The 23,691-nt window shown below is 59.2% G+C and carries 28 protein-coding genes and 2 pseudogenes; 10 read left to right on the top strand and 20 right to left on the bottom strand.

The window, feature by feature from the left end:
* Positions 1 to 51: 51 nt before the first annotated feature.
* From alkB to AC3IUA_RS14035, 5 genes are all read right to left on the bottom strand, one after another.
* On the bottom strand, positions 52 to 732 hold the full coding sequence (gene alkB, locus AC3IUA_RS14015) for a DNA oxidative demethylase AlkB (protein WP_489361761.1): 681 nt from the start codon (positions 730 to 732) through the stop codon (positions 52 to 54).
* Positions 722 to 1,438, bottom strand: coding sequence for a 2OG-Fe(II) oxygenase (locus tag AC3IUA_RS14020; RefSeq protein WP_489361763.1), 717 nt, complete (start codon positions 1,436 to 1,438; stop codon positions 722 to 724). The genes alkB and AC3IUA_RS14020 overlap by 11 nt, the downstream gene beginning before the upstream one ends.
* The gene (locus AC3IUA_RS14025) at positions 1,435 to 1,623 is read right to left on the bottom strand and encodes a hypothetical protein (RefSeq protein ID WP_489361765.1); all 189 of its coding nucleotides are present in this window, start codon (positions 1,621 to 1,623) and stop codon (positions 1,435 to 1,437) included. The genes AC3IUA_RS14020 and AC3IUA_RS14025 overlap by 4 nt, the downstream gene beginning before the upstream one ends.
* A 158-nt stretch (positions 1,624 to 1,781) precedes the next feature.
* A complete protein-coding gene (locus AC3IUA_RS14030) occupies positions 1,782 to 1,952 on the bottom strand; it encodes a hypothetical protein (protein ID WP_489361767.1) in 171 nt (56 codons plus the stop codon).
* A gap of 49 nt (positions 1,953 to 2,001) precedes the next feature.
* The gene (locus tag AC3IUA_RS14035) at positions 2,002 to 2,304 is read right to left on the bottom strand and encodes a DUF1883 domain-containing protein (RefSeq protein WP_489361769.1); all 303 of its coding nucleotides are present in this window, start codon (positions 2,302 to 2,304) and stop codon (positions 2,002 to 2,004) included.
* A 209-nt stretch (positions 2,305 to 2,513) separates the two neighbouring features.
* On the opposite strand from AC3IUA_RS14035, the gene AC3IUA_RS14040 reads away from it, so the two are divergent.
* Entirely contained in the window at positions 2,514 to 2,906 is a 393-nt protein-coding gene (locus tag AC3IUA_RS14040; protein ID WP_489361771.1) for a hypothetical protein, read from the top strand.
* 187 nt (positions 2,907 to 3,093) lie between these two features.
* Complete coding sequence (locus AC3IUA_RS14045) at positions 3,094 to 3,324, top strand: hypothetical protein (protein ID WP_489361772.1); 231 nt, start codon at positions 3,094 to 3,096, stop codon at positions 3,322 to 3,324.
* A 25-nt stretch (positions 3,325 to 3,349) separates the two neighbouring features.
* Here the strand turns inward: AC3IUA_RS14045 and AC3IUA_RS14050 are convergent, their stop codons facing one another.
* Entirely contained in the window at positions 3,350 to 3,634 is a 285-nt protein-coding gene (locus AC3IUA_RS14050) for a hypothetical protein (protein WP_489361774.1), read from the bottom strand.
* A gap of 153 nt (positions 3,635 to 3,787) precedes the next feature.
* A complete protein-coding gene (locus tag AC3IUA_RS14055; RefSeq protein ID WP_489361776.1) occupies positions 3,788 to 3,976 on the bottom strand; it encodes a hypothetical protein in 189 nt (62 codons plus the stop codon).
* A gap of 304 nt (positions 3,977 to 4,280) precedes the next feature.
* On the opposite strand from AC3IUA_RS14055, the gene galU reads away from it, so the two are divergent.
* Positions 4,281 to 5,120, top strand: a complete 840-nt coding sequence (gene galU / locus AC3IUA_RS14060) for a UTP--glucose-1-phosphate uridylyltransferase GalU (protein ID WP_095108460.1) — start codon at positions 4,281 to 4,283, stop codon at positions 5,118 to 5,120.
* Positions 5,121 to 5,253: 133 nt separating this feature from the next.
* Positions 5,254 to 6,612: a glutathione-disulfide reductase gene (gorA, locus tag AC3IUA_RS14065; protein WP_489361778.1), complete on the top strand. Its 1,359-nt coding sequence runs from the start codon at positions 5,254 to 5,256 to the stop codon at positions 6,610 to 6,612.
* 70 nt (positions 6,613 to 6,682) lie between these two features.
* On the opposite strand, the pseudogene AC3IUA_RS14070 reads toward gorA, so the two are convergent.
* Positions 6,683 to 6,928: pseudogene (locus tag AC3IUA_RS14070) on the bottom strand (DNA-binding protein); the annotation flags it as partial.
* Positions 6,929 to 7,299: 371 nt separating this feature from the next.
* Between AC3IUA_RS14070 and ahpC the strand changes: the two are divergent.
* Both ahpC and ahpF read left to right on the top strand, forming a co-directional pair.
* Complete coding sequence (gene ahpC / locus AC3IUA_RS14075; RefSeq protein WP_223513471.1) at positions 7,300 to 7,863, top strand: alkyl hydroperoxide reductase subunit C; 564 nt, start codon at positions 7,300 to 7,302, stop codon at positions 7,861 to 7,863.
* Between the two features lie 118 nt (positions 7,864 to 7,981).
* Positions 7,982 to 9,544, top strand: coding sequence for an alkyl hydroperoxide reductase subunit F (ahpF, locus tag AC3IUA_RS14080; protein WP_489361780.1), 1,563 nt, complete (start codon positions 7,982 to 7,984; stop codon positions 9,542 to 9,544).
* Between the two features lie 68 nt (positions 9,545 to 9,612).
* Here the strand turns inward: ahpF and ku are convergent, their stop codons facing one another.
* The gene (gene ku / locus AC3IUA_RS14085; RefSeq protein WP_489361782.1) at positions 9,613 to 10,479 is read right to left on the bottom strand and encodes a non-homologous end joining protein Ku; all 867 of its coding nucleotides are present in this window, start codon (positions 10,477 to 10,479) and stop codon (positions 9,613 to 9,615) included.
* Between the two features lie 205 nt (positions 10,480 to 10,684).
* Between ku and AC3IUA_RS14090 the strand changes: the two genes are divergently transcribed.
* Entirely contained in the window at positions 10,685 to 11,062 is a 378-nt protein-coding gene (locus AC3IUA_RS14090) for a hypothetical protein (protein WP_489361783.1), read from the top strand.
* 97 nt (positions 11,063 to 11,159) lie between these two features.
* A complete protein-coding gene (locus AC3IUA_RS14095; RefSeq protein ID WP_489362350.1) occupies positions 11,160 to 12,263 on the top strand; it encodes a PQQ-dependent sugar dehydrogenase in 1,104 nt (367 codons plus the stop codon).
* Positions 12,264 to 12,326: 63 nt separating this feature from the next.
* On the opposite strand, the gene AC3IUA_RS14100 is transcribed toward AC3IUA_RS14095, so the two are convergent.
* From AC3IUA_RS14100 to eco, 3 genes are read right to left on the bottom strand one after another with little or no spacing between them, the layout of a single operon-like run.
* Positions 12,327 to 12,650, bottom strand: a complete 324-nt coding sequence (locus AC3IUA_RS14100) for a DUF2834 domain-containing protein (protein WP_489361785.1) — start codon at positions 12,648 to 12,650, stop codon at positions 12,327 to 12,329.
* A gap of 51 nt (positions 12,651 to 12,701) precedes the next feature.
* Positions 12,702 to 13,007: an NIPSNAP family protein gene (locus AC3IUA_RS14105; RefSeq protein WP_489361787.1), complete on the bottom strand. Its 306-nt coding sequence runs from the start codon at positions 13,005 to 13,007 to the stop codon at positions 12,702 to 12,704.
* 26 nt (positions 13,008 to 13,033) lie between these two features.
* Positions 13,034 to 13,513 (bottom strand): serine protease inhibitor ecotin, encoded by a 480-nt coding sequence (gene eco / locus AC3IUA_RS14110; RefSeq protein WP_489361789.1) that lies wholly within the window; start codon positions 13,511 to 13,513, stop codon positions 13,034 to 13,036.
* A 162-nt stretch (positions 13,514 to 13,675) separates the two neighbouring features.
* On the opposite strand from eco, the pseudogene AC3IUA_RS14115 reads away from it, so the two are divergent.
* Both AC3IUA_RS14115 and AC3IUA_RS14120 read left to right on the top strand, forming a co-directional pair.
* Positions 13,676 to 13,861 (top strand): annotated as a pseudogene (locus AC3IUA_RS14115) (hemerythrin domain-containing protein); the annotation flags it as partial.
* A gap of 130 nt (positions 13,862 to 13,991) precedes the next feature.
* Positions 13,992 to 14,261 (top strand): DUF1652 domain-containing protein, encoded by a 270-nt coding sequence (locus AC3IUA_RS14120; RefSeq protein WP_489361790.1) that lies wholly within the window; start codon positions 13,992 to 13,994, stop codon positions 14,259 to 14,261.
* Positions 14,262 to 14,459: 198 nt separating this feature from the next.
* Here AC3IUA_RS14120 and AC3IUA_RS14125 read toward each other — a convergent pair whose 3' ends face one another.
* From AC3IUA_RS14125 to AC3IUA_RS14160, 8 genes are all read right to left on the bottom strand, one after another.
* Complete coding sequence (locus AC3IUA_RS14125; RefSeq protein ID WP_489361792.1) at positions 14,460 to 14,723, bottom strand: DUF2790 domain-containing protein; 264 nt, start codon at positions 14,721 to 14,723, stop codon at positions 14,460 to 14,462.
* Between the two features lie 487 nt (positions 14,724 to 15,210).
* On the bottom strand, positions 15,211 to 16,149 hold the full coding sequence (locus AC3IUA_RS14130; protein ID WP_489361794.1) for a carbohydrate kinase family protein: 939 nt from the start codon (positions 16,147 to 16,149) through the stop codon (positions 15,211 to 15,213).
* A gap of 13 nt (positions 16,150 to 16,162) precedes the next feature.
* Positions 16,163 to 17,659, bottom strand: coding sequence for a xylulokinase (xylB, locus tag AC3IUA_RS14135; RefSeq protein ID WP_489361796.1), 1,497 nt, complete (start codon positions 17,657 to 17,659; stop codon positions 16,163 to 16,165).
* A gap of 59 nt (positions 17,660 to 17,718) precedes the next feature.
* The gene (locus AC3IUA_RS14140; RefSeq protein WP_489361798.1) at positions 17,719 to 19,197 is read right to left on the bottom strand and encodes a mannitol dehydrogenase family protein; all 1,479 of its coding nucleotides are present in this window, start codon (positions 19,195 to 19,197) and stop codon (positions 17,719 to 17,721) included.
* Positions 19,198 to 19,213: 16 nt separating this feature from the next.
* Positions 19,214 to 20,317: an ABC transporter ATP-binding protein gene (locus AC3IUA_RS14145; RefSeq protein WP_489361799.1), complete on the bottom strand. Its 1,104-nt coding sequence runs from the start codon at positions 20,315 to 20,317 to the stop codon at positions 19,214 to 19,216.
* Between the two features lie 177 nt (positions 20,318 to 20,494).
* Positions 20,495 to 21,325 carry a carbohydrate ABC transporter permease gene (locus AC3IUA_RS14150; RefSeq protein WP_489361801.1) on the bottom strand — a complete coding sequence of 277 codons (831 nt, stop codon included), beginning with the start codon at positions 21,323 to 21,325 and terminating at the stop codon, positions 20,495 to 20,497.
* 10 nt (positions 21,326 to 21,335) lie between these two features.
* Positions 21,336 to 22,262, bottom strand: coding sequence for a carbohydrate ABC transporter permease (locus tag AC3IUA_RS14155; protein ID WP_489361803.1), 927 nt, complete (start codon positions 22,260 to 22,262; stop codon positions 21,336 to 21,338).
* A 55-nt stretch (positions 22,263 to 22,317) separates the two neighbouring features.
* Positions 22,318 to 23,628, bottom strand: coding sequence for an ABC transporter substrate-binding protein (locus AC3IUA_RS14160; RefSeq protein WP_489361804.1), 1,311 nt, complete (start codon positions 23,626 to 23,628; stop codon positions 22,318 to 22,320).
* Positions 23,629 to 23,691 lie beyond the last annotated feature (63 nt).

Raw genomic sequence — 23,691 nt, forward strand, 5'->3', positions numbered from 1 at the left:
AAAAGGGCAGGGCACTCCGGGTCTTGCGGTCAAATTCCTTTGAGGGCTTTTTCAACCGGCGGTACGAAAGGTGAAATTGATCCGTTGCGCGCCAAGTTGCGAGTGCTGGCCGTCCTTGAGCGGCAGTATGCCGTGATAGCGCAAGCGATCCATGCCGCCCCAGACCACGATGTCTCCATGAAACAGCGGCACCCTCTGGCTTTTGTCGCTGCGTTGATGCCCGCCGAACAAGAATACGGCCGGTAACCCCAGGGACACCGAAACGATCGGAGCACTGTAGTCTCGTTCGTCCTTGTCCTGGTGCAGGGACATTTTCGCTCCCGGCACATAACGGTTGATCAGGCAGGAGTCCGGCATGAAGTCGCGAAATCCAGCTGCCAGCGCCGCGGCCTGGGCCAGCTCGAGGAACACCCCTGGCATCGCCGGCCATGGACGGGCGGTTTGCGGGTCGGTAGGGGTGTAGCGGTAACCGCTTCGATCGGTGGTCCAGCCGAGCGCACCGCAACTGCTCAAACCCACCGACATGGTAAATCCGCCAGGGGTGATCATCTGCCGAAACGGCGCAGCCCGCAGAACGGCTTCCAGCGCCGGCAACAAGCGATCGAGCCAGGGCAGGGCAAAGCCTCTGAGAACGAAAGACTGCTCGCCGATCTGTTGGCTTGTTGCGGGTTGCCGGACCTCTGCATCGGCAAACAGATCCAGGGTTGTCGGCTTCATGTGATCACTGCGCATCGTGAAATATGACTCCAAGGGTATGCCGTTTTCCTGAATGCAGGCGACTCACGCCGTGCCGCAAGGTGACTCGGTAGAAGCCCCGAACACCTTGCACCGGCCGCTGATTCACGGCAAAAATCACTGCGTCGCCTTTGTTCAGACCAATAACCTGTGGCCGCGACTGCATCCGTGGGCGTTGTTCCGTGATGACAAACTCACCGCCGGTGAAATCTTTTCCAGGTTCGGACAGCAAGATCGCCACCTGCAGCGGGAAGACATGCTCGCCGTACAGATCCTGATGCAGGCAGTTGTAGTCCTGCGGCCCATATTGCAGCAACAGCGGAGTCGGTCGTTGCTGTCCGGCTGCATGGCAGCGCTCGAGGAACTCCTCGTGCTCCTGGGGATAGCGAACGGGCAGATCCATCTGTTCATTCCAGCGGTTGGCCAACCCGACAAGCCGGGGATACAACTCGCCGCGTAATTGCGCCACGAGGTCCGGCAGCGGATAGCGAAAGTATTTGTACTCGCCCTGACCGAATCCGTGGCGGGCCATCAGCACATGGGAGCGGAACAACGCCTGGTGCTCATACAGAGCACTCAGGTTATCGCAGTCAGTGGCGTCGAGGATTGCGCTGAGGATGGCGCTGCCGTCGCGGTCCAGGCTGTGCTCGACAGCGGTCCAGTCCAACGCCGCAAGACGTTGCGCAAGAAGCTCTTCGCTCATCGCCGAGCCTCGCCCGACAGGCGTTGGTTCAGGTCGGCTTCGAGAGCGGCCTGGTCTTCGCCGAGCAGCAAGGCGCAGGCGCCGTACTCGCTATACGCCAACAGTACCAGGCCGAGACTGGACGGACCGCAGGTGTAACGAACAGTCGCGAGGGGGGAGTTTGAGGTGGTTTGTGCAAGGGACATGGTCTGACTCCTGAACCAGAGGTTGAGGTTTGCCAGTCTAGGGAGCGTCGCTGCTGCCAACACTCCGGCGCTTGCGGTCGAATTTCCGGGTGGATGCGCGGGAGTGGTGAACCAGGACAATCTGCAGGAGCGGGACGTCCCTGTTGCTCCAGTGCGCTTTACAACGCCTTGCTCACATTGACATCGCTGATGACATCGTCGGTTTGGCCATGAAGGGCCTCCAGCGCGGCCTTGGCTTCATCCACTGTGCCAGACTCGAGCTGAGCGAATTCGAAACGACGCTCGCCATTGAGTTTGTATTTGATCACGTACTTGGTCGTCTGGGTCACGGTCGTTCCTGTTCCTGTCTAGTCGTGGGGCGGGCAGTGTGGGCAGGTTTCAGCGCAGTTTCGAGCTGGAGCGGCGAATGATCTTGATCGAGTGGGTCAGGTTCGGTTTGCGGGTCACGCTGATTGCGCGGTTGCTGACCGTATCGATGGTGATGTTCCAGAAACCGGTGCTGGGTGCGGTGATTTTCGCCGGAAACTTGTCGAACGCGCCGCCGTGATAGGTGTGACGACCGCCATTTTTGAAGCTGCGGAAATTGGCGTCGTTCATCAGCCGGATGTTGCATACCTGGGAGCATTCGATGACGACTATATCGTCTTCGTTGAGGTGCTCGCGCTGGTGGATAAATTTCATGGGCGCCTCCAGAAGGGCTTTTTCTACAAAATCAAAACGATAGCATGGGCTATGGGGGCAGTTTATCAGCCCGAACGGATTATTATCGGGCCGGTGCCGGGGGCTTTGACAATAAAAAATAGTTATACGGGTTTTTGTGCGAGATAAATCCATGTACCCCGGAGAAAAACCGCATTTGCGCTGTCGGAGGGTCTTTATCGGAGGTTTATATGAAGCGAGTCGTGTGGGTTCTGACCTTGGCTATGAGTGGTTGCGCGACCGTCTCGGATATTCACCAGACTCCGCCGACCATGAGCGTGATCTCGGGGAAAAATCCGCAGGACTACGCCAAGTGTGTGGTCGACAAACTGGCCAGTAGCCGTGGCGCCTTGCAGATCGAGCCAGTCAAGGAAGGGGTGCGGGTGATTGTTCCGCAAAAGCTCTCGTCGGCCCCGGCCGCCATTTTTGATATCGGCGAACGCTCCGGCGGCAGCAGCATCAAGCTGTATGAGCGGATGGGCAACATGCCGCTGCGACCCGCAGATGTGGGCGAGGCCGCCAACGAATGCATTTCCGGCGGATTGCCACGCAAACTGGCATCGTCCTCGGTTTTTACTGCCTGAAGAACTACAGACACGCCTGTTGGTAGCTCAACAGGTGTTTTTGTTTTTAGCGGATTTGCGGCATGCCCGATTTGCTGCCGGCAACGTCGAGCCCCGACAAGCCTGGCTATCCGATAAACTGCGGTTATTGGGCACAGATGCCGTCGAAACCGGCGTTTGTGCTGCGTGATGATTTTGGGAGTTGGCAATGAAGCGTGAGCAGGTAAGGGTGCGGCATGCCGAGGGGCATATCTCGGCGACCCATGTGATTCAGAATCCGGCCAACCCGGAGGAGTGGATCGTGTTTTTCAAGAAGAGTGCCGGGCGCAGCTATTTCCTGGTGGATGACAGCGATGAAGTCGAATCCTTTGAGCGCCTGGATGATCTGATCGAGACCGTGCGCGGGCTCGGGATCAAATTTGCGGAAATTCATATGTAATCACGCCAAGCCTGCTGTTGCGTGCTTACTTGCAGACCACCACCACGCTGCGGCTCTTGTAGTTGCCCAAGTCGGCCCCCAGGGTCTTGTCGCTTTGCGTGAGTGCTGGCGTGCCATCGGTGCCAATGATGTTGTAGCCAGTTCCAGCGCATGAGCTATCGGCTTTTTCATAGCAGGTGGCCCAGGAGTTGGCCTCCCCGGAACAGTCAATCGTCAGGCCTTGCTGGCCGTTGTTCAGATAAATCTTTTCGGCACTGGCACAGCCGCCGAGAGCGGCCAGTGTCGCACTGATGAAGAGGATTTTTTTCATGGGGGGTCGTCGTCGAGGTGTTGAAATAGAGGGCGGGTACGGTGAGGCCAAGGCCGAGAGATTATATCGAAAGGACATTTACGTATAGATAAACACCGAAAAGCCCCGCGCTAGTGTTACTGCGGCAGGGCCGGTGTCGAGGTTGGACCTTGCTCAGGGCTTGGAGTTGCGTCGCCGGGCTGGCGGCGCCGGCTGGTCCTGCAGCACCTCGGCAACTTCGCACGCCAAGGCTTCGGACGGGAAAGGCCCGGCGATGTTTTCGCCGCTGGCGCTGTCTACCCACCATTGGCCATCTTTTGCCTGATTGATCAGGTAACCGTTCACGCTTTTTACTGCCGACATCTATCTGTCTCGTTGGCTGGGTCAAGGAATCAATGATAGCGCCAAATGCGCTCCAATAGCGTGTTTGGCTATTTCTCGCCATTTGCCAGGGTAAATCCACTCAATAGCATCCATCCCCTTTAAAAGCAGGGGCGGGAGGCAAGAAGGTGATTTACGCCGGGCTCGATATATAAGATGCTGCGGAACTATCGGTCTTAATATTTCTCTATGATGGCATCGGTTAACCCGTGGCGGGCATTGAAAGGTGTCCGCCGCCTGATTAGACTGCGCCAAATTCGTACGTACAGCCCTTTTAAGGACTCATATGATCAAGAAATGCTTGTTCCCAGCAGCCGGTTACGGCACTCGCTTCCTGCCAGCGACCAAGGCCATGCCTAAAGAAATGCTGCCGGTGGTGAACAAGCCACTGATCCAGTACGGCGTTGAAGAAGCACTGGACGCTGGCTTGACAGAAATCTCCATCGTTACCGGTCGTGGCAAGCGTGCCCTGGAAGACCACTTCGACATCAGCTATGAGCTGGAAAACCAGATCAAGGGCACTGACAAGGAAAAGTACCTGGTCGGCATCCGCAAACTGCTCGACGAGTGCTCGTTCTCCTACACCCGTCAGACTGAAATGAAGGGCCTGGGCCACGCGATTCTGACTGGCCGTCCACTGATTGGTGATGAACCATTCGCGGTAGTGCTGGCGGACGACTTGTGCGTCAACCTGGAAGGCGACGGTGTGCTGACCCAGATGGTCAAACTGTACAAACAGTACCGTTGCACGATCGTCGCGATCCAGGAAGTCGACCCGCAGGAAACCCATAAATATGGTGTGATTGCCGGCGATTTGATCGGTGATGACCTGTACCGCGTACGTAACATGGTCGAGAAGCCAAAACCTGAAGATGCGCCGTCCAACCTGGCGATCATCGGTCGTTACATCCTGACCCCGGACATCTTCAAGTTGATCGAAGAAACCGAGCCGGGCAAAGGTGGCGAGATCCAGATCACCGACGCCCTGATGAAGCAGGCGCAAGACGGTTGCGTGATTGCCTATAAGTTCAAAGGCACGCGTTTCGACTGCGGTGGTGCTGAAGGCTACATCGAAGCCACCAACTTCTGCTTCGAGCACTTCTACAAGACTGGCAAGGCTTACTGATAGCGCTTCGCCGTCCTGTTCTGGAAAGCCACCTTCGGGTGGCTTTTTTATTTTCAGGGCACATACATATAGTTCGCAGCGCTGCCCAAAAAAGCCGAAGCGGTTATGCTTGTGGCCTGCCGAGGAGATTGAAATGGCCTACGATTTTGACCTTTATGTGATTGGCGCCGGTTCCGGCGGTGTGCGTGCTGCACGGTTTGCCGCGGGTTTTGGAGCGAAAGTGGCTATAGCCGAGAGCCGCTATCTGGGCGGCACCTGCGTCAACGTCGGTTGCGTGCCGAAAAAATTGTTGGTGTACGGCGCGCATTTCGCCGAAGACTTTGAGCAGGCCAAGGGTTTTGGCTGGTCGCCCGGCGAGGCCGAATTTGATTGGCCGACGTTGATTGCCAACAAGGACCGCGAAATCAATCGATTGAACGGTATCTACCGCAACCTGCTGGTCAACAGCGGGGTGACCTTGCATGAAGGTCACGCCAGGCTGATTGATCCGCACCAGGTTGAAATCAATGGTGAGCGCTTCACCGCCAAACACATTCTGATCGCCACCGGTGGCTGGCCGCAGATTCCGGACATTCCGGGTCACGAACATGCCATCAGTTCCAACCAGGCGTTCTTCCTGAAAGCGTTGCCCAAGCGCGTCATGGTGGTCGGGGGTGGTTACATCGCGGTCGAATTCGCCGGAATCTTCCATGGCCTGGGAGCGGAGACCACGCTGTTGTATCGCGGCAACCTGTTCCTGCGCGGCTTCGATGGCGCCGTGCGCACGCATTTGCAGGAAGAGCTGGCCAAGCGTGGAATGAATCTGCAGTTCAATGCGGACATCGAGCGCATCGACAAACAAGCCGATGGCAGTTTGAAAGTGACGCTCAAGGATGGTCGCCAGCTGGAGACTGATTGCGTGTTCTATGCCACGGGTCGCCGTCCGATGCTGGACAACCTGGGCCTGGAAAACACCTCGGTGAAGCTCGACAAGCGCGGGTTCGTCGAAGTCGATGAGCAGTATCAAACCAGCGAGCCGTCGATTCTGGCGATCGGAGATGTGATTGGCCGCGTTCAACTGACGCCGGTTGCGCTGGCTGAAGGCATGGCCGTGGCGCGCCGCTTGTTCAAGCCGGAACAATACCGTCTGGTGGATTACCGGATGATCCCGACGGCGGTGTTCAGCTTGCCGAACATTGGCACGGTGGGCCTGACTGAAGAGCAGGCCAGGGAAGACGGTTATAGCGTGCAGATTTTCGAAAGCCGATTCCGGCCCATGAAGCTGACTATGACCGAGTGCCAGGAGCGCACATTGATGAAGCTGGTGGTCGATATCAAGACCGACAAGGTGCTGGGTTGCCACATGGTCGGCCCGGATGCCGGCGAGATCGTCCAGGGATTGGCCATTGCCTTGAAGGCGGGCGCGACCAAGCGCGATTTCGACGAAACCATCGGTGTGCATCCGACGGCCGCCGAAGAATTCGTCACCATGCGCACACCGGTGGCCAGCTAAGCGTCTTTGGCAGGTTCGGTATCCGCTTGCTTGATCGCCACGAACGCCAGGTGCAGGGCCAGGGCGGCGCTTCGAATCTTGCCTCGGCACGGTCGATCGGTTCCTGGGCCTGTTCCTTGGGGCGTTGGGCGATGCGCGCAACCAATCCCGTCAACTCCTCGTCGATCTGCTCCTGTGGGGCGCCGAGGCGTTGCTCGCTGTCATCCAGCTCCTTCAGGTAGCGATGGATAGTGGTTTTCGAGCCGGTATTGCCCATCTCGATCCGTACCGCATCGATGCCTGGATGCTCGCTACGAGCGCCGCCGCCACGTGCCATGTTCTCTTCGTCGAGTTCGTACTGTGGTACATACTACGGATGTACGCAATTCTGTAGGAGCTGCCGCAGGCTGCGATCTTTTGATCTTCCCAATGGGCGACTCGTCACTTGAACTGGCGCCAAAGTCAAAAGATCGCAGCCTTCGGCAGCTCCTACACAGGTCCCATTCCCATGAGCGATCTGGTTCGCAGCCCGTTTCTCGGGATGACCCGGGTCGCCGGGAAGCCTGTTGCTTAGAGCTTTCTTCTATTAAAAGAGTCTGCTAATAGCCAAAGTCAATCAGTGGCATCAGCTTTGCCAATGAGCCATCAGTGGTTCGAGTGGGTAGGATTCTTCCCATCAACTTTACAACCACTGACGGAGAGTCACTGATGCCTATCATCAACAGCCAAGTTAAACCGTTCAAAGCTACCGCCTACAAAAATGGCGACTTCGTACACGTGTCGGACGCTGACCTGAAAGGCAAGTGGTCTGTCGTGTTCTTCTACCCTGCCGACTTCACCTTCGTTTGCCCGACCGAACTGGAAGACCTGGCTGACAACTACGACGCGTTCCAGAAGCTGGGCGTCGAGATATACAGCGTTTCCACCGATACCCACTTTGCCCACGCTGCCTGGCACAACACTTCGCCAGCCATCGGCAAAATCCAGTACACCATGATCGGCGACCCGACTCACGCTATCTCCCGCAACTTCGACGTGCTGATCGAAGAAGCGGGTCTGGCTGACCGTGGCACCTTCGTGATCAACCCGGAAGGCCAGATCAAAATCGTCGAACTGAACGACGGCGGTGTGGGTCGTGACGCTTCCGAACTGCTGCGCAAAATCAAGGCTGCTCAGTACGTCGCCGCTCACCCAGGCCAGGTTTGCCCAGCCAAGTGGAAAGAAGGCGAGGCCACTCTGGCTCCGTCCCTGGACCTGGTCGGCAAGATCTAAGTCTGTGAGCAACTCCAGGGCGGAACTCCGCACCTAAGTAAGCTGCACCGCCCTCAAAACGCCCGGGCGAGATTCGCTCGGGCGTTTTTTTTCGACACGAACAAAGGAAATCGCCCGTATGTTGGACGCCAATCTTAAAGCCCAGTTGAAGTCATACCTGGAACGGGTCACCCAGCCGATCGAGATCGTTGCCTCCCTCGACGACGGTGCGAAATCCCAGGAAATGCTCGCATTACTCAAAGACGTTACCAGTCTTTCTACCCACATTACGTTGCTCGATAACGGTGACGATGCGCGTAAACCATCGTTCTCGATCAACCGCCCAGGGGCCGATATCAGCCTGCGTTTCGCCGGCATCCCCCTGGGCCACGAATTCACTTCACTGGTGCTGGCCCTGCTGCAAGTCGGCGGTCACCCTTCGAAGGCCAGTAGAGACGTGATCGAACAGATCCGCTCGCTCGAAGGCGAGTTCAGCTTCGAGACGTATTTCTCGCTGTCCTGCCAGAACTGCCCGGACGTGGTCCAGGCGCTGAACCTGATGGCCGTGCTGAACCCGAACATCCGCCACGTTGCCATCGACGGCGCGTTGTTCCAGGACGAAGTCAATGATCGGCAGATCATGGCCGTGCCAAGCCTGTACTTGAACGGTGTGAACTTCGGCCAGGGTCGCATGGGCCTGGAAGAAATTCTCGGCAAAATCGACACCAGCGGCATCGAGCGCCAGGCCGAAAAAATCAGCGCCAAACAAGCTTTTGATGTGCTGGTTGTCGGCGGTGGCCCGGCCGGTGCTTCGGCAGCGATCTACGCTGCTCGTAAAGGCATTCGCACCGGTGTGGCCGCTGAACGTTTCGGCGGACAGGTGCTCGACACCATGGCCATCGAGAACTTCATCTCCGTGCAGGAAACCGAAGGGCCGAAACTGGCCGTGGCGCTGGAAGAACACGTCAAGCAATACGACGTCGACATCATGAACCTGCAACGCGCCGACAAGTTGGTGCCGGGCAAAAATGGCGAGCTGCATGAAGTTCATTTCGCCAGCGGTGCTTCGCTGAAAGCCAGGACCGTGATCCTGGCGACCGGTGCGCGGTGGCGTGAAATGAACGTTGCGGGTGAGCAGCAATACCGCAACAAAGGCGTGGCGTACTGCCCGCACTGTGACGGTCCGCTGTTCAAAGGCAAGCGTGTGGCGGTGATTGGCGGCGGAAACTCCGGCGTCGAAGCTGCCATCGATTTGGCCGGCATAGTGTCCCACGTGACCCTGCTGGAGTTCGACGTGCAGTTGCGTGCCGACGCGGTGTTGCAGCGTAAATTGCACAGCCTGCCAAACGTCACGGTGATCACCAGTGCACAAACCACTGAAGTTACCGGCGACGGTCAGAAGGTCAACGGCTTGCGCTACAAGGATCGCCAGTCGGGCGAGGAGCGCGCTGTCGAGCTGGAAGGGATCTTTGTGCAGATCGGCCTGCTACCCAACACCGACTGGCTCAAAGGCACCATCGAGCTGTCGCCGCGCGGCGAGATCATCGTCGATGCCCGTGGCGAGACTTCGCTGCCAGGGGTGTTCGCCGCCGGTGACGTGACCACCGTGCCGTACAAGCAGATCGTGATTGCGGTGGGCGAGGGCGCAAAGGCTTCCCTCAGCGCGTTCGATCACTTGATTCGGACTTCCGCGCCGGCATAATCCGATATCGAAAAAAACAAAACCCCATGAGCGATCATGGGGTTTTGTCGTTAGACGCCGCCTGGCGTTCAGCCGCGGGAGGTTTTCGTGGTTTTTTTTGCCGGGCTGGTTTTGCCGGCGGCTTTGGTACTGGGTTTACCTGAGGCTTTACCCGCCAGGCTGCGCTTGAGCAGCTCGGTCAGGTCGATAACATCGGCGGTTTTACGCGCCTCTTCAGCGGTGCCGGTTTCGACGTCCTCGATCTTGCCTTCGTGGGCCTTCTTGTCGACCAGTTGCATGATCTTGTCCTCGAAACTGTCGCGGTATTCCTCCGGTTGCCAGTCGGCGCTCATGTCCTCCACCAGGCGTCTGGCCATGTCCAGCTCGCCCTTGGCCAGGTCAGGTTTGGTCACTTCGCTGCCCAGGGCCAGTTCGTCGAGGCTGCGCACTTCGGCCGGCCAGCGCAGCATCACCAGCACCAGGGCTGATTCGAGCGGCATCAACGCCGCCAGGTGCTGACGGGTGTGCAACACCACCTGGGCCAGGGCAACCTTGTCGGTTTTGCTCAGGGTTTCGCGCAGCAGGGCATACACCTTGCCGCCGCGCTTGTCGGGCGCCAGGTAATACGGGGTGTCGATGTTTTGCAGGGGGATCTGTTCGCTGTCAACAAAGGCAAAGATGTCGATGGTCTGGGTCGACACGGGATGCGCCGAGCGGATTTCCTCTTCGCTGAGCAGCACATAACGACCTTTTTCGTACTGCACGCCTTTGACGATGTGTTCCTTGGTCACTTCCTTGCCGGTGACCTTGTTGACCCGCTTGTAGCCCACCGGGTCCATGCTGCGTGAATCGAGCCAATCGAAATCGACCCCATGCGAGGAGGTCGCCGAGACCAGCGCCACCGGGATATGCACTAGCCCGAAACTGATTGCGCCTTTCCAGATTGCCCGTGCCATAGCGATGTCCCCTGAAGTGACTGGTGTTCAGGTGACCTGTGGCGCACGGCAAAAGTTTCCGCTGGTTGCAGTCCGGGGTTTGTCGACGGATCAGCGGTCCGGAGAACTGGTGTTACATGTTCTGCGGGACTATTGGGTTAACAAGTCCGAACCCTGCGCGTAGCCTGTTATCGAAGGTGATGTCTGTGAAAAGAGAGAGGTTCCCATGAACAGGCTTGTGCTTGGCTTCACAGCGCTGGCATTGAGTGGCCTGCTGAGCAACCTGACTCAGGCCCGGCCTGAAGCAGTCGCGCCACAACATGCCGAATCCCGCCCTATGTCACTGGCCCAGAACCTGCCGGGCAGGAGCGACAACCCTTACAACAGCCCGATCCGCCGGGCCAACCCCAACAGCATGCAGGGCACCCAACCCAACGTCCCGGTGCCACGCTCACCGAACACCGTGCCGGTGCCGCGTCCACCGACCCTGGATAACGGCGGCATCCGCAACGGCTATCCACGCAGCGTTCCTGCGCCGGGCTCGGTCAAGCCGACCCTGGAACCCACCAGGCCTGCCAGAGATTCGAACAACAGCAATCGTTGAAGGCTGATGGCGTTGGCCATCGGCGGCATTTTTACGACAGAAGGAATCGTGCATGTTGCGTAAAACTCTCCTGGCAACATTCTGTGCCAGTGCACTGATGGCGGGCGCAATACCAGTCTTTGCGGCGCAGAGCCAACAGTTCCAGAGCGAGCAGGGCCCCCTCAGCGTCACCCGGATCAGCGAGGGGCTCGAACATCCCTGGGCGCTGGCGTTCTTGCCGGATAAACAAGGAATTCTGGTCACCGAGCGTCCGGGCAACCTGCGCATTGTCAGCCAGGGCAAACTCTCGGCGCCGCTGAGTGGGGTACCGAAGGTCTGGGCCAAGGGCCAAGGTGGCTTGCTGGATGTGGCGCTGTCGCCGGCCTTCAACGAGGACCGCATGGTCTATCTCTCTTATGCCGAAGGTGGCGGTGAGGGCGGTACCGCGGGAACAGCGGTGGGGCGCGGGCGATTGTCCGAAGACTTGAGCCGCCTGCTGGACTTCAAGGTGATCTTCCGTCAGGAGCCGAAACTTTCCACCGGCAATCACTTTGGTTCAAGGCTGGTGTTCGATCGCGACGGTTACCTGTTCATTACCCTGGGCGAGAATAACGATCGGCCGACCGCCCAGGACCTCGACAAACTGCAAGGCAAGATCGTGCGGATCTACCCGGACGGCAAGGTGCCGGACGACAACCCCTTTGTCGGCCGGCAAGGCGTGCGCCCGGAGATCTGGTCCTATGGCCATCGCAATCCCCAGGGGGCGGCGCTCAATCCCTGGACTGGCACGCTCTGGGACAACGAGCACGGCCCCAGGGGCGGTGACGAAGTCAATATTATCGAGCGCGGCAAGAACTATGGCTGGCCATTGGCGACACACGGGATCAATTACTCGGGTATGCCGATACCGGAAGCCAGGGGCAAAACCGTCGAAGGCGCCGTGACGCCCCGTCATGTCTGGGAAAAATCCCCGGCTATCAGTGGCATGGCGTTCTACGACGGCGATCGCTTCAAGGCCTGGCAGCACAATCTGTTTATTGGCGCGCTGGTATCACAGGAACTGATCCGGCTGCAATTCGATGGCGACAAGGTCGTCCACGAGGAACGGTTGCTGGGAGAGCTGAACGCGCGAATCCGCGATGTGCGGCAAGGGCCCGATGGGTATCTGTACGTGCTGACCGATGAGGCGGATGGGGCGTTATACAAGATCGGGCTGGAATGAATCCCTTTGTGGCGAGGGGGCAAGCCCCCTCGCCACAGATTTTTGCCAGACCACGGATCTGAGTTAACCGGCGGGAATCGGCGCTCGCCCCCGAATCCCCCGCACCACCAGGTAAAGCAACGGCCCGATCGACACGAAAACTGCGGTAATCAACAAATAAGGCAGCACCGAAAGCCCCGACACACCGCGACTGCGCGCATCCTTGTACATCCAGACCCCAGCCAGCGTGGCCAGCAGATAAAGGTCGATCACCACCTGTGAGGTATCCGGCCGGGACATCAGGCTGATGCCGAAATCAATCAGCGACTGCTCGGCCTGCAGCATCACCGACAGGGTGTAGCCGGCGAATGCGATGAGGGCGATCAACGGGAGTGCGACAGCTTTCATGTTTTCCTTCCTTGGTAGATGAACCGGGCATTCAACGTGGCTGGGGAGCCATCAAGAGAGCAATGGGCGCAGGAATGTGCGCTCATAGCTGAGGATGAATTTTTTCTCCACCACCGACGCTACCAGAGCCGTGCTTTGCGGATCGCTCATGGCGACATTGCGGTAGCTCTCGTAGTCCGCGAGAGAAGGAAAGCTGAACAGGCAGTAAGCAATGTTGCTCGCGCCTTCCGAGGGCAGAAAGTACCCGTGGTGAGTACCGCCCAATCGTTCGACCACACCGATCCAGGCCTTGGCGTAGGCTTCAAAGTCGGCAAGCTGGTAGGGATCAATCACATATTTGACGTGGCAGGTAATCACTCCGGGTCTCCTGTTTGGCTACCGCCTTATTCCTGGCGGGCTTTTTCGACGGTGTTCGAGGCCGACCAGATTCGATAGCGGACTTCAACCCCTTGGGGCACATACACCACGATCGGCAGTTTGCTGTTGTAACGCAGCATAAAGCCATCACCGATCACCGGAACGAAGTCTTGCCTGCTCTTGCCGTCCGGGCAAGCCATCAACGTGCTCATCGGGCCGCTGACTTTTTCCAGTCGGTAAAACGGATAACCCCAGCCTTCGAGGTTTTTTTCTTCCAGGCTCCCGCCCAGGCGCTGACGGTTGCAGTCAACATTCAGGGTTTTGCCGGCTAAAACCTCAACCTTGTAGTTTTCTTCCTGTGGTTGCTGTGCAAGGTGGATGACCTGGCGGGTAAAGCCGGTTTCGGCCTTGGGGTAGGGCGCGACCTCTTCAAGGCTGGCCGCAGTGGCCAACGTGGACAGGCCAGACAGCAGCACGGCGGCCGCGATGGGTATGGATGAGCGCATGGCGCCTCCTTGCTCGGTTGAAGAATGAATACCCGCATCTGAGTGCCTCCAGGCATCTGCGCAGGCAGGGCATTCTTACTGTGTCATAGCGCGCAAAGCAAACCAGGGTGACGCGACCTCGGCAAATTGCAGGACGTCCAGCCAGGGGCCTTGCATCTTGCGTTTTCCGGGCGAGTGAAAGTGGTCAAGGAATTGCTGGAGCATCACATCGAAGAGGAGGAAACCGAAATGTTTCCTCAGGCTGAAAAACTCCTCGGCAAGGCGACGCCGGAAGCGCTTGGCGCGCAAATGGAGGCCTTGAAAAGCCAAATGAAAAAAGAACTTACCGGGATCGGAAAAGCGGCCTAATCTAGGGAGTGGCATTGCTCTCCAGGGCCGGTTGGGCAATACAGGAAGTTTCTCCGCCCAAGGGACTTTCCAATACACATGGTACTGACAACAACTGATTGGCAGTCGCACATCATAAAGGAGGGTCACAATGTTTCTTTCTGCCTTGGAACTGCGCAGCATCATTGAAAACAGTTTTTTGCCCAAGCGTTGCCAATGTACCTTGTCTCCGGATCTATCAATGACGGTAAAGGTCTTTGGCGACCACGAAACGGACCGTGTCGAGATGGTAGTCACAGGCATAAAGGCTGAGGGCCTCAATGGATGTCGCGAAATCAACGATCTGATCACCGAGTTACGCTACGATCTTGAGCACAAACCGGGTTGCCAGCATCTCGAGCCCAGAGTTAAAACGCATTAAACCGTTGTTTCCGTACCTTCGATAGCCACGCGCCTGGTCTGGGTGAATCCCGGGCCAGGCGCGACTTCGACTCCTGCCGCCAGTAGGATCCCGGGCCCGGCTTGACCATTGAGCCATTCGCCGAGGCCGGACGTGAGGCCGAAACATCCGGCGGCAAGTTCGGCGCAGGACAAACCTGCGCTGAACGGGACGTGTCACTCAGCTTTGATAACTGCAGGCATCAGACAGCTTGCTGTAGGTGATTGCCTGGAGCTGGCCCGCAGTGTTGATAAAGGTCATCTGCGCCGTGATGACTTTGCATTCCATCGTTTCCGGTTCAGTCAGGGAAACAACCTTGGCGACGTGCAACGGCATCCCGTAGTGATAAGGAACGGGCTGGACGGTGGCGTCCTGCGCCTGTACTGCACCGGTAAACCCGGAAAGGGCGAGGACTCCTGCAGCCAGCAATATACGACTGTTCATGAAAATTCTCCGATCTGCTCTGAATCGTCAATCCGGCGCAATAACGGCGTCGGACCGTCCGCGCAGAGCGTCAGAAAATTCCTGCGCCAACGCGGTCCTGTCCAATTTTGGACCGCAGAATTAACCGATGATTAAGCGCAAACAGAGCTTTTTCGGCCTGATTTTGACGAGCGGCAGGTCGGCTCAGACCGGGGTTCGTGGTGAAGGATAAATTTCTTTCGCGGGCAAGCCCAATGCCGATCAGTTTCGACGGAACGCGAACCGTAGCAGCTGGCGAAGCCTGCGTCCGGCTGCGAAGCAGTCGCAAATCCTGCTTCCACGGTTTGTCTGGATTACCACAGTGCCTGATTTTACGACTGCTTCGCAGCCGGACGCAGCCTTCGGCAGCTGCTACGGGGAATGTGCGAAGCCATAAACTCCTTAACTGGCCGGCATTGGGCTTGCCCGCGATGACGGCAGTGCAGGCGACACAGATTCTGACCAGATCTCAACCCAGCTGATGCCGATAAGGCAAGTCCGGTCCGGTCTTGCTGCAGGTCAGGGCGGCGGCGCTGACGGCGAAGCTGAGCATGGCGGCTATCTGTTCGCGGCTCAGGCGCTGCAAACCCTCCACCGAATCCAGCTGCTGTTCGGTCAGCCAGGCGATCAGTGCCGCCTGGAAAGTGTCGCCGGCACCGACGGTATCGGCCATCGCCACGGCACGGGCCGGCACCGACCAGGTGCCATGGCGGCGGCTGAACACGGTCGCGCCCTGGCCGCCACGGGTCAGGAAGACCAGCTGGCAGCGCTGTTCCAGCCAGCCTTCGATCACGCTCTGCGGATCACGCTCGGGGTAGAGCAGGTCCAAGTCTTCGTCACTGACCTTGATCAGGTCGGCATGCTCGACCAGCGCGCCGATGCGTTCGCGCCACCGTTCGATATTCGGCTCCGGGTTGAGTCGCACGTTCGGATCGAGGCTGATCAGGCGTTTGCCGCTTTCCCGGCGGACCAGAGCGAGCAGGGTGTCGGCAATCGGCTGCACCACCAGCGAGAACGAGCCGATATGCAACCCGCGCACCTCGGCGCCCAACTCAGGCAAATGCGCCGGCAGCAGTTGGCGATCGGCACAGCCTTCGCCGCGGAAGCTGTACTGCGGCGAGCCATGGGCGCCGACGGCGACCATTGCCAGGGTGGTCGGTGCGTCGAAGTCCAGCAGATAGTCCGGGCGCACCCCTTCATCCTGCAGCACCTGCTGCAAACGCCGGCCCAGGTAGTCGTTGGATAGCCCGGCGAACAGCGCCACATCGATGCCCAGCCGCCGCAGGCCGACGGCAACGTTGAACGGCGAACCGCCGGCAATGGCCTTGTAATTCACTTTTGAAGCCTGACCGCTGGCGTCGTTCTCACTGAAGAAATCGAACAGCGCTTCGCCACATACCAGATACATAGTCGTTCGCTCTTTAAAGGGTCGCTACATGCTGTTGATAGCGCTCGTAGGCCTGTTGATAGGCCGCCACGCTGGCTGCGACGGGCAAGGTTTCGCTGGCCGGATCGAGGCTGACACAGCGCTCGCACAGTTCCAGCAGGTTTTGCTCTATCCCGGTTACCGCGGATTCACACCAGGCGGCCTGAATCGCCGCACCCAGGGCCGCGGCCTCGCTTTGTTCGGTGCAGACCACCGGGGTGTTCATGATATCGGCGACCATCTGTCGCCACATCGGACTTTTCGAGCCACCGCCAATCAGCCGAATGCTGCGACTCTGCACGCCACTGTTGCGCAGTAGATCCAGACCATAACGCAAGCCGAAGGTGGTGCTTTCGACTACCGCACGACAGAGATTGGCCTGGGTCAGGTTGCTCATGTTCAAGCCCAGCAAGCTGCCACTGGCATGGGGCAGGGCGGGGACCCGTTCGCCATTGAGGAACGGCAACATGCACACCCCTTCGGCACCGATGGGTGCCTCCTCGACCAACTGGTTGAAGCGCTCGATGTCCAGCGCCAACAGCTCGCGAATCACCCCCGTGGCGTTGGTCAGGTTCATGGTGCAGATCAGCGGCAGCCATCCGCCAGTGGATGAGCAGAAAGTGGCCACCGACGCCTGCGGGCTGACCTGTGGCTGTTCGGCATAGGCATACACGGTGCCGGAGGAGCCGAGGCTCATGGTGATCGCGCCGGGCTGGATATTGCCAGTACCAATGGCGCCCAGCATGTTGTCGCCGCCGCCGCTGGAGACCAGTGCCTTGGGGTTGAGACCCAACTGCTCGGCGATCTCGGGAAGAGGAGTGCCCACAGGCATATGGGATTCGATCAATTGCGGCAAGGCGGCCACCAATCGACCGCCGGGGTCGATATGGTTGAGCAATGCAATATCCCACTCTCGGCTGCACACATTGAAATAACCGGTGCCCGAGGCATCACCGTATTCGGCGCAACGGCGGCCGGTCAGCCAGTAATTGAGGTAGTCGTGGGGCAGCAAAATGCTGGCTATTTGCGCAAAAACTTCAGGATGCTGCTCTTTCGTCCAGAGCAGTTTCGACACCGTGTAACCCGGCGCGATCACGATGCCGAGTCGCTCCAGGGAGCCGCTTTCACCGCCCAGGTGAGCCAGCAGCCGATCGTTTTGCGCAGTGGATTCGGTGTCGCACCAGAGCTTGGCCGGGCGCAGCACCTTGCCCTGATCGTCCAGCAGAACCAGGCCGTGTTGCTGGCCTGAGACGCCGATGCCAAGGACCTCCTGACCGCTGACTTGCGCCGCCAGCAGTGCCTGGCGGGTAGCCAGGGTGAATGCTTCCAGCCACTGCGCGGTGTCCTGCTCGCGACGGCCATTGGCGCCGCTGAGCATGCTATGGGCGGCAGCGCCCTGGCCCAGGACCTTGCCACTGACTGAGTCGAGGACAATGGCTTTGGTGCCTTGGGTGCCGCAGTCGATGCCGAGGAAGAGCTTTTGGTTTGCCATAGTCGAGCCTGTGTAATTCCCATGAACGCCAAACCCCGCGTAGCAGGCTTCGCCAGCTGCTACAGGTTTGCCAACAAGCGCTCCAGCGTCCTGGTCACTCCATCCTCGCGCAAGCTGTTGAAACACTGCTCAAACGCGGCAACAAACTCCGCCGATCCAGGAATCGCCGTACCAAAAATCTCCTCGACCCCAAGCAGCCGCTGAGTGATCAGCCCGTCATCCGCCACCAACCCCTGACAGAACCCGGCCCGCGGATCCGCAATCGCATAACGATCGCCATTCTCATCGACTCCCTTCAGGTACAGCGCCCAGGCAGCAACCACCAGCGCCACACGCTCAGTCTCCTTGCCGTCAGCGATCAGGCGGTTGATGGTCGGTACAGTGAATTTGGGAAACTTTGATGAACCGTCAGAGCACACCCGTTCCAGCTGGTCGGCAATCGCCTGGTTGGAAAAGCGCTCTATCAGCGTGTCTTTGTACTGGGTCAGGTCGATCCCCGGTACCGGCGCCAGTTGCGGCGAGACATCCAGGTCCATGTAGGCGCGTATGTAACGCACGAACAACGGATCGTTCATGGTCTCGTGAACGAAGCGATAGCCCTTGAGGAATCCCAGGTAAGTCAGGGCCAGATGGCTGCCGTTGAGCAGTTTGATTTTCATCTCTTCATAGGGCGTGACGTCATCGGTGAACTGCACGCCGACTTTTTCCCAGGCCGGACGACCGTTGACGAACTTGTCTTCCAGCACCCATTGCGCAAAAGGCTCGCAGACCACCGGCCAGGCATCGTCGATGCCATGTTCGTCATACAGTTGCTGGAGATGGGCGGCGCTGGTCATGGGGGTGATGCGGTCGACCATGGCGTTGGGGAAGCTGACGTGGGCGCCGATCCAGTCGTGCAGCTCGGCATCGCGCAGGGCGGCGAAGGCCAGCAGCGCCTTGCGGGCCACCGCGCCGTTGTGCGGCAGGTTATCGCAGGACATCAGGGTGAAGGCCGGGATACCGGCGGCACGGCGCCTGGCCAGGGCAGCGCAGAGGAAACCGAACACGGTTTTCGGAGCGTCCGGATGAGCGAGGTCATGCTGGATCAGCGGCAAGTGCGCCATGAACTCGCCGCTGCTGTCGTCCATGCAATAGCCGCCTTCGGTGATGGTCAGCGAGACGATGCGAACGTCCGGGCTCGCAAGCTTGTCGACCAGCGCATCGGCACTGTCTTCGGCCAGCAGCATATCGCTGATGGCGCCGATCACCCGCACCTGGGCGGCGTCGCTGTCGCCCAGTTCAAGGAGGGTGAACAGGTAATCCTGGCCGGCCAGGTCATCCCGGGCGCGGCGATCCTCGGGGCGCAGACCGACCCCGCAAATGCTCCAGTCCAGGCCTTCTCCGGTATTCATCAAGGCATCGGTGTAATACGCCTGATGGGCGCGGTGAAAGCCGCCGACGCCGATATGCGCGATGCCTTGCCGGGTCTGTGCCAGGGCATAAGCCGGCACCGCCACTTCAGGCGCCAAACGGCTGAGGTTTTGTCTGTTCAGTTTCATCGTGAGCTCTCGGCGATCAGGCGGCGGCGCGCAGTGGGCGGGTAACCGCCACACCGTCGGCATCGAATAAATGACAGTGTTCGGCGTCCAGGTGCAGGCTCAGCTTCTCGCCGTAACGGCTGGCCAGGTCACCGCGGATACGCATGGTCAGGGCTTCGCCGGAGGCGGTCAGGACGTGGCAGAAGGTGTCGCTGCCCAGGCGTTCGCTGACGTCTGCAGTGACCTGCAACGCGCAGTCGCCGGCTTGCGCCAGGTTCAGGTGCTCCGGACGAATCCCCAGGGTGACCGGGCTGCCGACGCTCAAGCTCCGGCCGCTGAGCGGCAGGCTGATGCGGGTGCCGGCATCCAGTTCGACTTCACAACCCTGTGCTTCGATGCGGCTGACCTTTCCTTTCAGAAAGCCCATTTTCGGGGTGCCGAGGAATCCGGCGACAAACAGATTGGCCGGCTGGTGATAGAGCTCCAGCGGCGAGCCGACCTGTTCGACGCGGCCGGCATTGAGCACCACCACTTTGTCGGCCAGGGTCATGGCTTCGACCTGATCGTGGGTCACGTAGATCATCGTCGCCTGCAATTCCTTGTGCAGCCGCGACAATTCCAGGCGCATCTGCACCCGCAGGGCGGCGTCGAGGTTGGACAGCGGTTCGTCGAACAGGAAAATTTTCGGATTACGGACGATCGCCCGGCCGATGGCCACGCGCTGCCGCTGACCGCCGGACAGCTGTTTCGGTTTGCGCTCGAGCATCGGTTCCAGTTCGAGAATCCGTGCGGCGTCGCCGACTTTTTTATCGACTTCGGCCTTGGCCACACCAGCCAGGTCGAGGGCGAAGGACATGTTCTTGCGCACACTCATGTGTGGGTACAGGGCGTAGGTCTGGAACACCATGGCCAAGTCGCGTTTGGCCGGGCTGACTTCGGTGATGTCGCGGCCATCGAGCTCGATGGTCCCGCCACTGACTTCCTCCAGGCCGGCGATCAGTCGCAGCAGGGTCGACTTGCCGCAACCGGACGGCCCGACGAAGACCACGAACTCCCGGTCGTTCACTTGCAGGTCGATGCCCTTGATGATGGAAAAGCCTTCGAAACCTTTTTGCAGATTCTTGATTTTCAGGTTGGCCATGATGGGCCTCCGCTTTTAATTGTTCTGGTTGAGTTGGCGTACGCGCTGAAGATCAAAAGATCGCAGCCTGCGCCAGCTCCTACGTGGATCGTGTCCGGTTGGTGTTCGGCGACACGATCATGAAAATGTGCAACCCCGCGCGCCCGTAGGAGCTACCGCAGGCTGCGATCTTTTGATCTACTTCACGGCACCAAAAGACAAACCACGGACCAACTGTTTCTGACTGATCCAGCCGAAGATCAGAATCGGCGCACAGGCGAGGGTGGAGACCGCCGAGAGCTTGGCCCAGAACAAGCCTTCGGGGCTTGAGTAGGAGGCGATCAACGCAGTCAGCGGCGCGGCTTGAGATGAAGTCAGGTTCAGCGACCAGAAGGCCTCGTTCCAGCACAGGATCAGCGACAGCAACACGGTGGAGGCCAGGCCGCCCTTGGCGATCGGCAGCAGCACCCGGAGCATTTCCTGCCACAGCGTCGCGCCATCGAGGCGGGCGGCTTCGAGGATGTCCTTGGGGATGTCCTTGAAGTAGGTGTAAATCATCCAGACCACGATTGGCAGGTTGATCAGGGTATAGATGACGATCAGTGCGATCCGCGTATCCAGCAGGCCGAAACTCTTGGCCAGCAGGTAGATCGGCATCAGCACGCCCACCGGCGGCAGCATCTTGGTGGAGAGCATCCACAGCAGCGTGCCCTTGGTCCGTTTGGTTTCATAGAACGCCATGGAGTAGGCCGCCGGCACCGCAATCAACAGGCACAAAGCGGTGGCGCTGAAGGAGATCAGCACCGAGTTCCAGGCGAAGCTGAAGTAACCGCTGCGGTCTTCGATGTGCAGGTAGTTCGCAAGCGTCGGGGTGAAGATGAACTGCGGTGGCGTGGCAAAAGCGTCGATTTCGGTTTTGAAGCTGGTCAGCACCATCCAGAAGATCGGGAAGAAAATCAGGATCGCGATGGCCCAGGCCAAAGTGCCGAGCAGCAGGCTTTGCAGGCGACGGGATTGTTGAAGGGTCATGGCGCGGGCCTCAGGGCTTGTCAGTCAGGTTTTTGCCGATCATCCGGATCAGGACAATCGCCGCGATATTGGCGATCACCACCGCAATCAGGCCGCCGGCCGATGCCATGCCGACATCGAACTGCACCAGCGCCTGGTTGTAGATCAGGTAGGCAAGGTTGGTCGAGGCGTAGCCGGGGCCACCGTTGGTGGTGGTGAAGATTTCGGCGAACACCGAGAGCAGGAAGATCGTCTCGATCATCACCACCACGGCTATCGGTCGGGCCAGGTGCGGCAAGGTCAGGTGCCAGAAAATCGCGATCGGACCGGCACCGTCCAGGCGAGCGGCTTCTTTCTGCTCCTGGTCCAGGGACTGCATGGCGGTCATCAGAATCAGGATCGCGAAGGGCAGCCATTGCCAGGAAACAATGATGATGATCGACAGCAGCGGGTAATGGGCCAGCCAGTCCACCGGCTGGGCGCCGAACAGCTTCCACACCGCCGCGAGAATCCCCGAGACCGGATGAAAGATCAGGTTTTTCCAGATCAGCGCACCCACCGTGGGCATGATGAAAAACGGCGAGATCAGCATCACCCGGACGATACCGCGACCGAGGAACTCACTGGCCTCGAGCAGGGCGCTGATCAGTACGCCGAGCACCACGCTGATCAGCAACACACTGCCCACCAGCACCAGGGTATTGGTGGCGCCGGGCAGGAAGCCCGAGTCGGTCAGGAAGTAGCTGAAGTTTTCCAGCCCGACGAACTGGTTTTCACCAGGGTACAGCAGGTTGTAGCGGATCAGCGAGAAGTACAGGGTCATGCCCAGCGGCACGATCATCCATAGCAGCAACAGCGCGACCGATGGGCTGACCAGAAACCAGCCGGGATTGGTCAGGCGGTTTTTGCGAACCGGCTGGGGTATATCCATATGAGCTTTGAGCGTTGATGTGTTCATGGCAGTCAGGACCGTTTGGCGACAGGCAAATGAAGATTAAATGTGGGTTGCGGGGTTACTTGGGATAACCGGCGCGTTTCATCTCACGTTCGGTGGTTTGCTGGGCCGCCGCCAAAGCCTGATCAACGCTGGTCTGGCCGGTGAGTGCGGCGGCGAACAGCTTGCCGACCTGGGTGCCGATGGCCTGGAACTCGGGGATGGTCACCAGCTGGATGCCGATATAAGGCACTGGCTTGAGGCCAGGCTGGGTCGGATCGGCGACCTTCAGTGATTCCAGGGTCACCTTGGCGAACGGCGCGGCTTTCATGTAAGCCTCGCTGTAGGTCGAAGCGCGAGTGCCAGGCGGTACGTTGGCGATACCGTCCTTCTCGGCCACCAGGGCGCCGTATTCCTTGGAGGTGGCCCAGGCACTGAAGGTCCTGGCTGCGTCCTTGGCTTTGGAACTGGCCGGAATCGCCAGTGACCAGGAGTACATCCAGGCGGTGCCTTTGTCGGTCACCTGATGGGGCGCGTAGGTAAAGCCGACGTGCTCGCTGACCTTGCTCTGGGATTTGTCGGTGACAAACGAGCCGGCCACGCTGGCGTCGATCCAGATCGCGCATTTGCCGCTGTTGAACAGCGCCAGGTTTTCGTTGAAGCCGTTGCTGGAGGCACCGGGCGGGCCGGCTTTCTTCATGGTGTCGACGTAGAAGTTCAGCGCGCTCTTCCATTGCGCACCGGTGAACTCCGGCTGCCACTTCTCATCGAACCAGCGCGCGCCGAAACCGTTGGCCAGGGTGGTGATCAAGGCCATGTTCTCACCCCAGCCAGCCTTGCCCCGCAGGCAGATGCCGTATTGCTCCTGATCGGGCTTGGCCAGTTTGCTGGCGAATTCGCCGATCTGCTCCCAGGTCGGGTGTTCGGGCATGGTCAGGCCGGCGTCCTTGAACAGGTCGGTGCGGTAGTAGGTCATGGAGCTTTCGGCGTAGAACGGCAGGGCGTAGAGACTGCCCTTGACCGACAGGCCTTCACGCACCGAAGGGAAGATATCCTCAAGGTCGTAGGAGGCGGGCAGATCCTTCATCGGCTCCAGCCAACCCTTGGCGCCCCAGAGTGCGGCTTCGTACATGCCGATGGTCAGTACATCGAACTGGCCACCCTGGGTGGCGATGTCGGTGGTCAGGCGTTGGCGCAGGACGTTTTCTTCCAGTACCACCCAATTGAGCTTGATCTGCGGGTGCTCGGCTTCGAAGGTTTTCGAGAGCTTTTGCATGCGGATCATGTCGCTGTTGTTGACCGTGGCAATGGTCAGGGTTTGTGCGCCAAGACTGACGCCGCTGAGGGTCAGGCAGGTGCAGGCAAGCAGAGCTTTTACCGAGGGTTTCATCGCGCACTCCTCTTCTACGCCCGGCGGGCGGCAGAAGGACAGTTATTGTTTTTATGTCTTCCG

The organism is Pseudomonas sp. KH_050, from assembly GCF_057838875.1.

What these genes read in the sequence shown, in the direction of transcription:
- alkB (WP_489361761.1), bottom strand. Translation starts at nt 732, where the DNA reads ATGCGCAGTGATCACATGAAGCCGACAACCCTGGATCTGTTTGCCGAT.
- AC3IUA_RS14020 (WP_489361763.1), bottom strand. Translation starts at nt 1,438, where the DNA reads ATGAGCGAAGAGCTTCTTGCGCAACGTCTTGCGGCGTTGGACTGGACC.
- AC3IUA_RS14025 (WP_489361765.1), bottom strand. Translation starts at nt 1,623, where the DNA reads ATGTCCCTTGCACAAACCACCTCAAACTCCCCCCTCGCGACTGTTCGT.
- AC3IUA_RS14035 (WP_489361769.1), bottom strand. Translation starts at nt 2,304, where the DNA reads ATGAAATTTATCCACCAGCGCGAGCACCTCAACGAAGACGATATAGTC.
- AC3IUA_RS14040 (WP_489361771.1), top strand. Translation starts at nt 2,514, where the DNA reads ATGAAGCGAGTCGTGTGGGTTCTGACCTTGGCTATGAGTGGTTGCGCG.
- AC3IUA_RS14045 (WP_489361772.1), top strand. Translation starts at nt 3,094, where the DNA reads ATGAAGCGTGAGCAGGTAAGGGTGCGGCATGCCGAGGGGCATATCTCG.
- AC3IUA_RS14050 (WP_489361774.1), bottom strand. Translation starts at nt 3,634, where the DNA reads ATGAAAAAAATCCTCTTCATCAGTGCGACACTGGCCGCTCTCGGCGGC.
- AC3IUA_RS14055 (WP_489361776.1), bottom strand. Translation starts at nt 3,976, where the DNA reads ATGTCGGCAGTAAAAAGCGTGAACGGTTACCTGATCAATCAGGCAAAA.
- galU (WP_095108460.1), top strand. Translation starts at nt 4,281, where the DNA reads ATGATCAAGAAATGCTTGTTCCCAGCAGCCGGTTACGGCACTCGCTTC.
- gorA (WP_489361778.1), top strand. Translation starts at nt 5,254, where the DNA reads ATGGCCTACGATTTTGACCTTTATGTGATTGGCGCCGGTTCCGGCGGT.
- ahpC (WP_223513471.1), top strand. Translation starts at nt 7,300, where the DNA reads ATGCCTATCATCAACAGCCAAGTTAAACCGTTCAAAGCTACCGCCTAC.
- ahpF (WP_489361780.1), top strand. Translation starts at nt 7,982, where the DNA reads ATGTTGGACGCCAATCTTAAAGCCCAGTTGAAGTCATACCTGGAACGG.
- ku (WP_489361782.1), bottom strand. Translation starts at nt 10,479, where the DNA reads ATGGCACGGGCAATCTGGAAAGGCGCAATCAGTTTCGGGCTAGTGCAT.
- AC3IUA_RS14090 (WP_489361783.1), top strand. Translation starts at nt 10,685, where the DNA reads ATGAACAGGCTTGTGCTTGGCTTCACAGCGCTGGCATTGAGTGGCCTG.
- AC3IUA_RS14095 (WP_489362350.1), top strand. Translation starts at nt 11,160, where the DNA reads ATGGCGGGCGCAATACCAGTCTTTGCGGCGCAGAGCCAACAGTTCCAG.
- AC3IUA_RS14100 (WP_489361785.1), bottom strand. Translation starts at nt 12,650, where the DNA reads ATGAAAGCTGTCGCACTCCCGTTGATCGCCCTCATCGCATTCGCCGGC.
- eco (WP_489361789.1), bottom strand. Translation starts at nt 13,513, where the DNA reads ATGCGCTCATCCATACCCATCGCGGCCGCCGTGCTGCTGTCTGGCCTG.
- AC3IUA_RS14120 (WP_489361790.1), top strand. Translation starts at nt 13,992, where the DNA reads ATGTTTCTTTCTGCCTTGGAACTGCGCAGCATCATTGAAAACAGTTTT.
- AC3IUA_RS14125 (WP_489361792.1), bottom strand. Translation starts at nt 14,723, where the DNA reads ATGAACAGTCGTATATTGCTGGCTGCAGGAGTCCTCGCCCTTTCCGGG.
- AC3IUA_RS14130 (WP_489361794.1), bottom strand. Translation starts at nt 16,149, where the DNA reads ATGTATCTGGTATGTGGCGAAGCGCTGTTCGATTTCTTCAGTGAGAAC.
- xylB (WP_489361796.1), bottom strand. Translation starts at nt 17,659, where the DNA reads ATGGCAAACCAAAAGCTCTTCCTCGGCATCGACTGCGGCACCCAAGGC.
- AC3IUA_RS14140 (WP_489361798.1), bottom strand. Translation starts at nt 19,197, where the DNA reads ATGAAACTGAACAGACAAAACCTCAGCCGTTTGGCGCCTGAAGTGGCG.
- AC3IUA_RS14145 (WP_489361799.1), bottom strand. Translation starts at nt 20,317, where the DNA reads ATGGCCAACCTGAAAATCAAGAATCTGCAAAAAGGTTTCGAAGGCTTT.
- AC3IUA_RS14150 (WP_489361801.1), bottom strand. Translation starts at nt 21,325, where the DNA reads ATGACCCTTCAACAATCCCGTCGCCTGCAAAGCCTGCTGCTCGGCACT.
- AC3IUA_RS14155 (WP_489361803.1), bottom strand. Translation starts at nt 22,262, where the DNA reads ATGAACACATCAACGCTCAAAGCTCATATGGATATACCCCAGCCGGTT.
- AC3IUA_RS14160 (WP_489361804.1), bottom strand. Translation starts at nt 23,628, where the DNA reads ATGAAACCCTCGGTAAAAGCTCTGCTTGCCTGCACCTGCCTGACCCTC.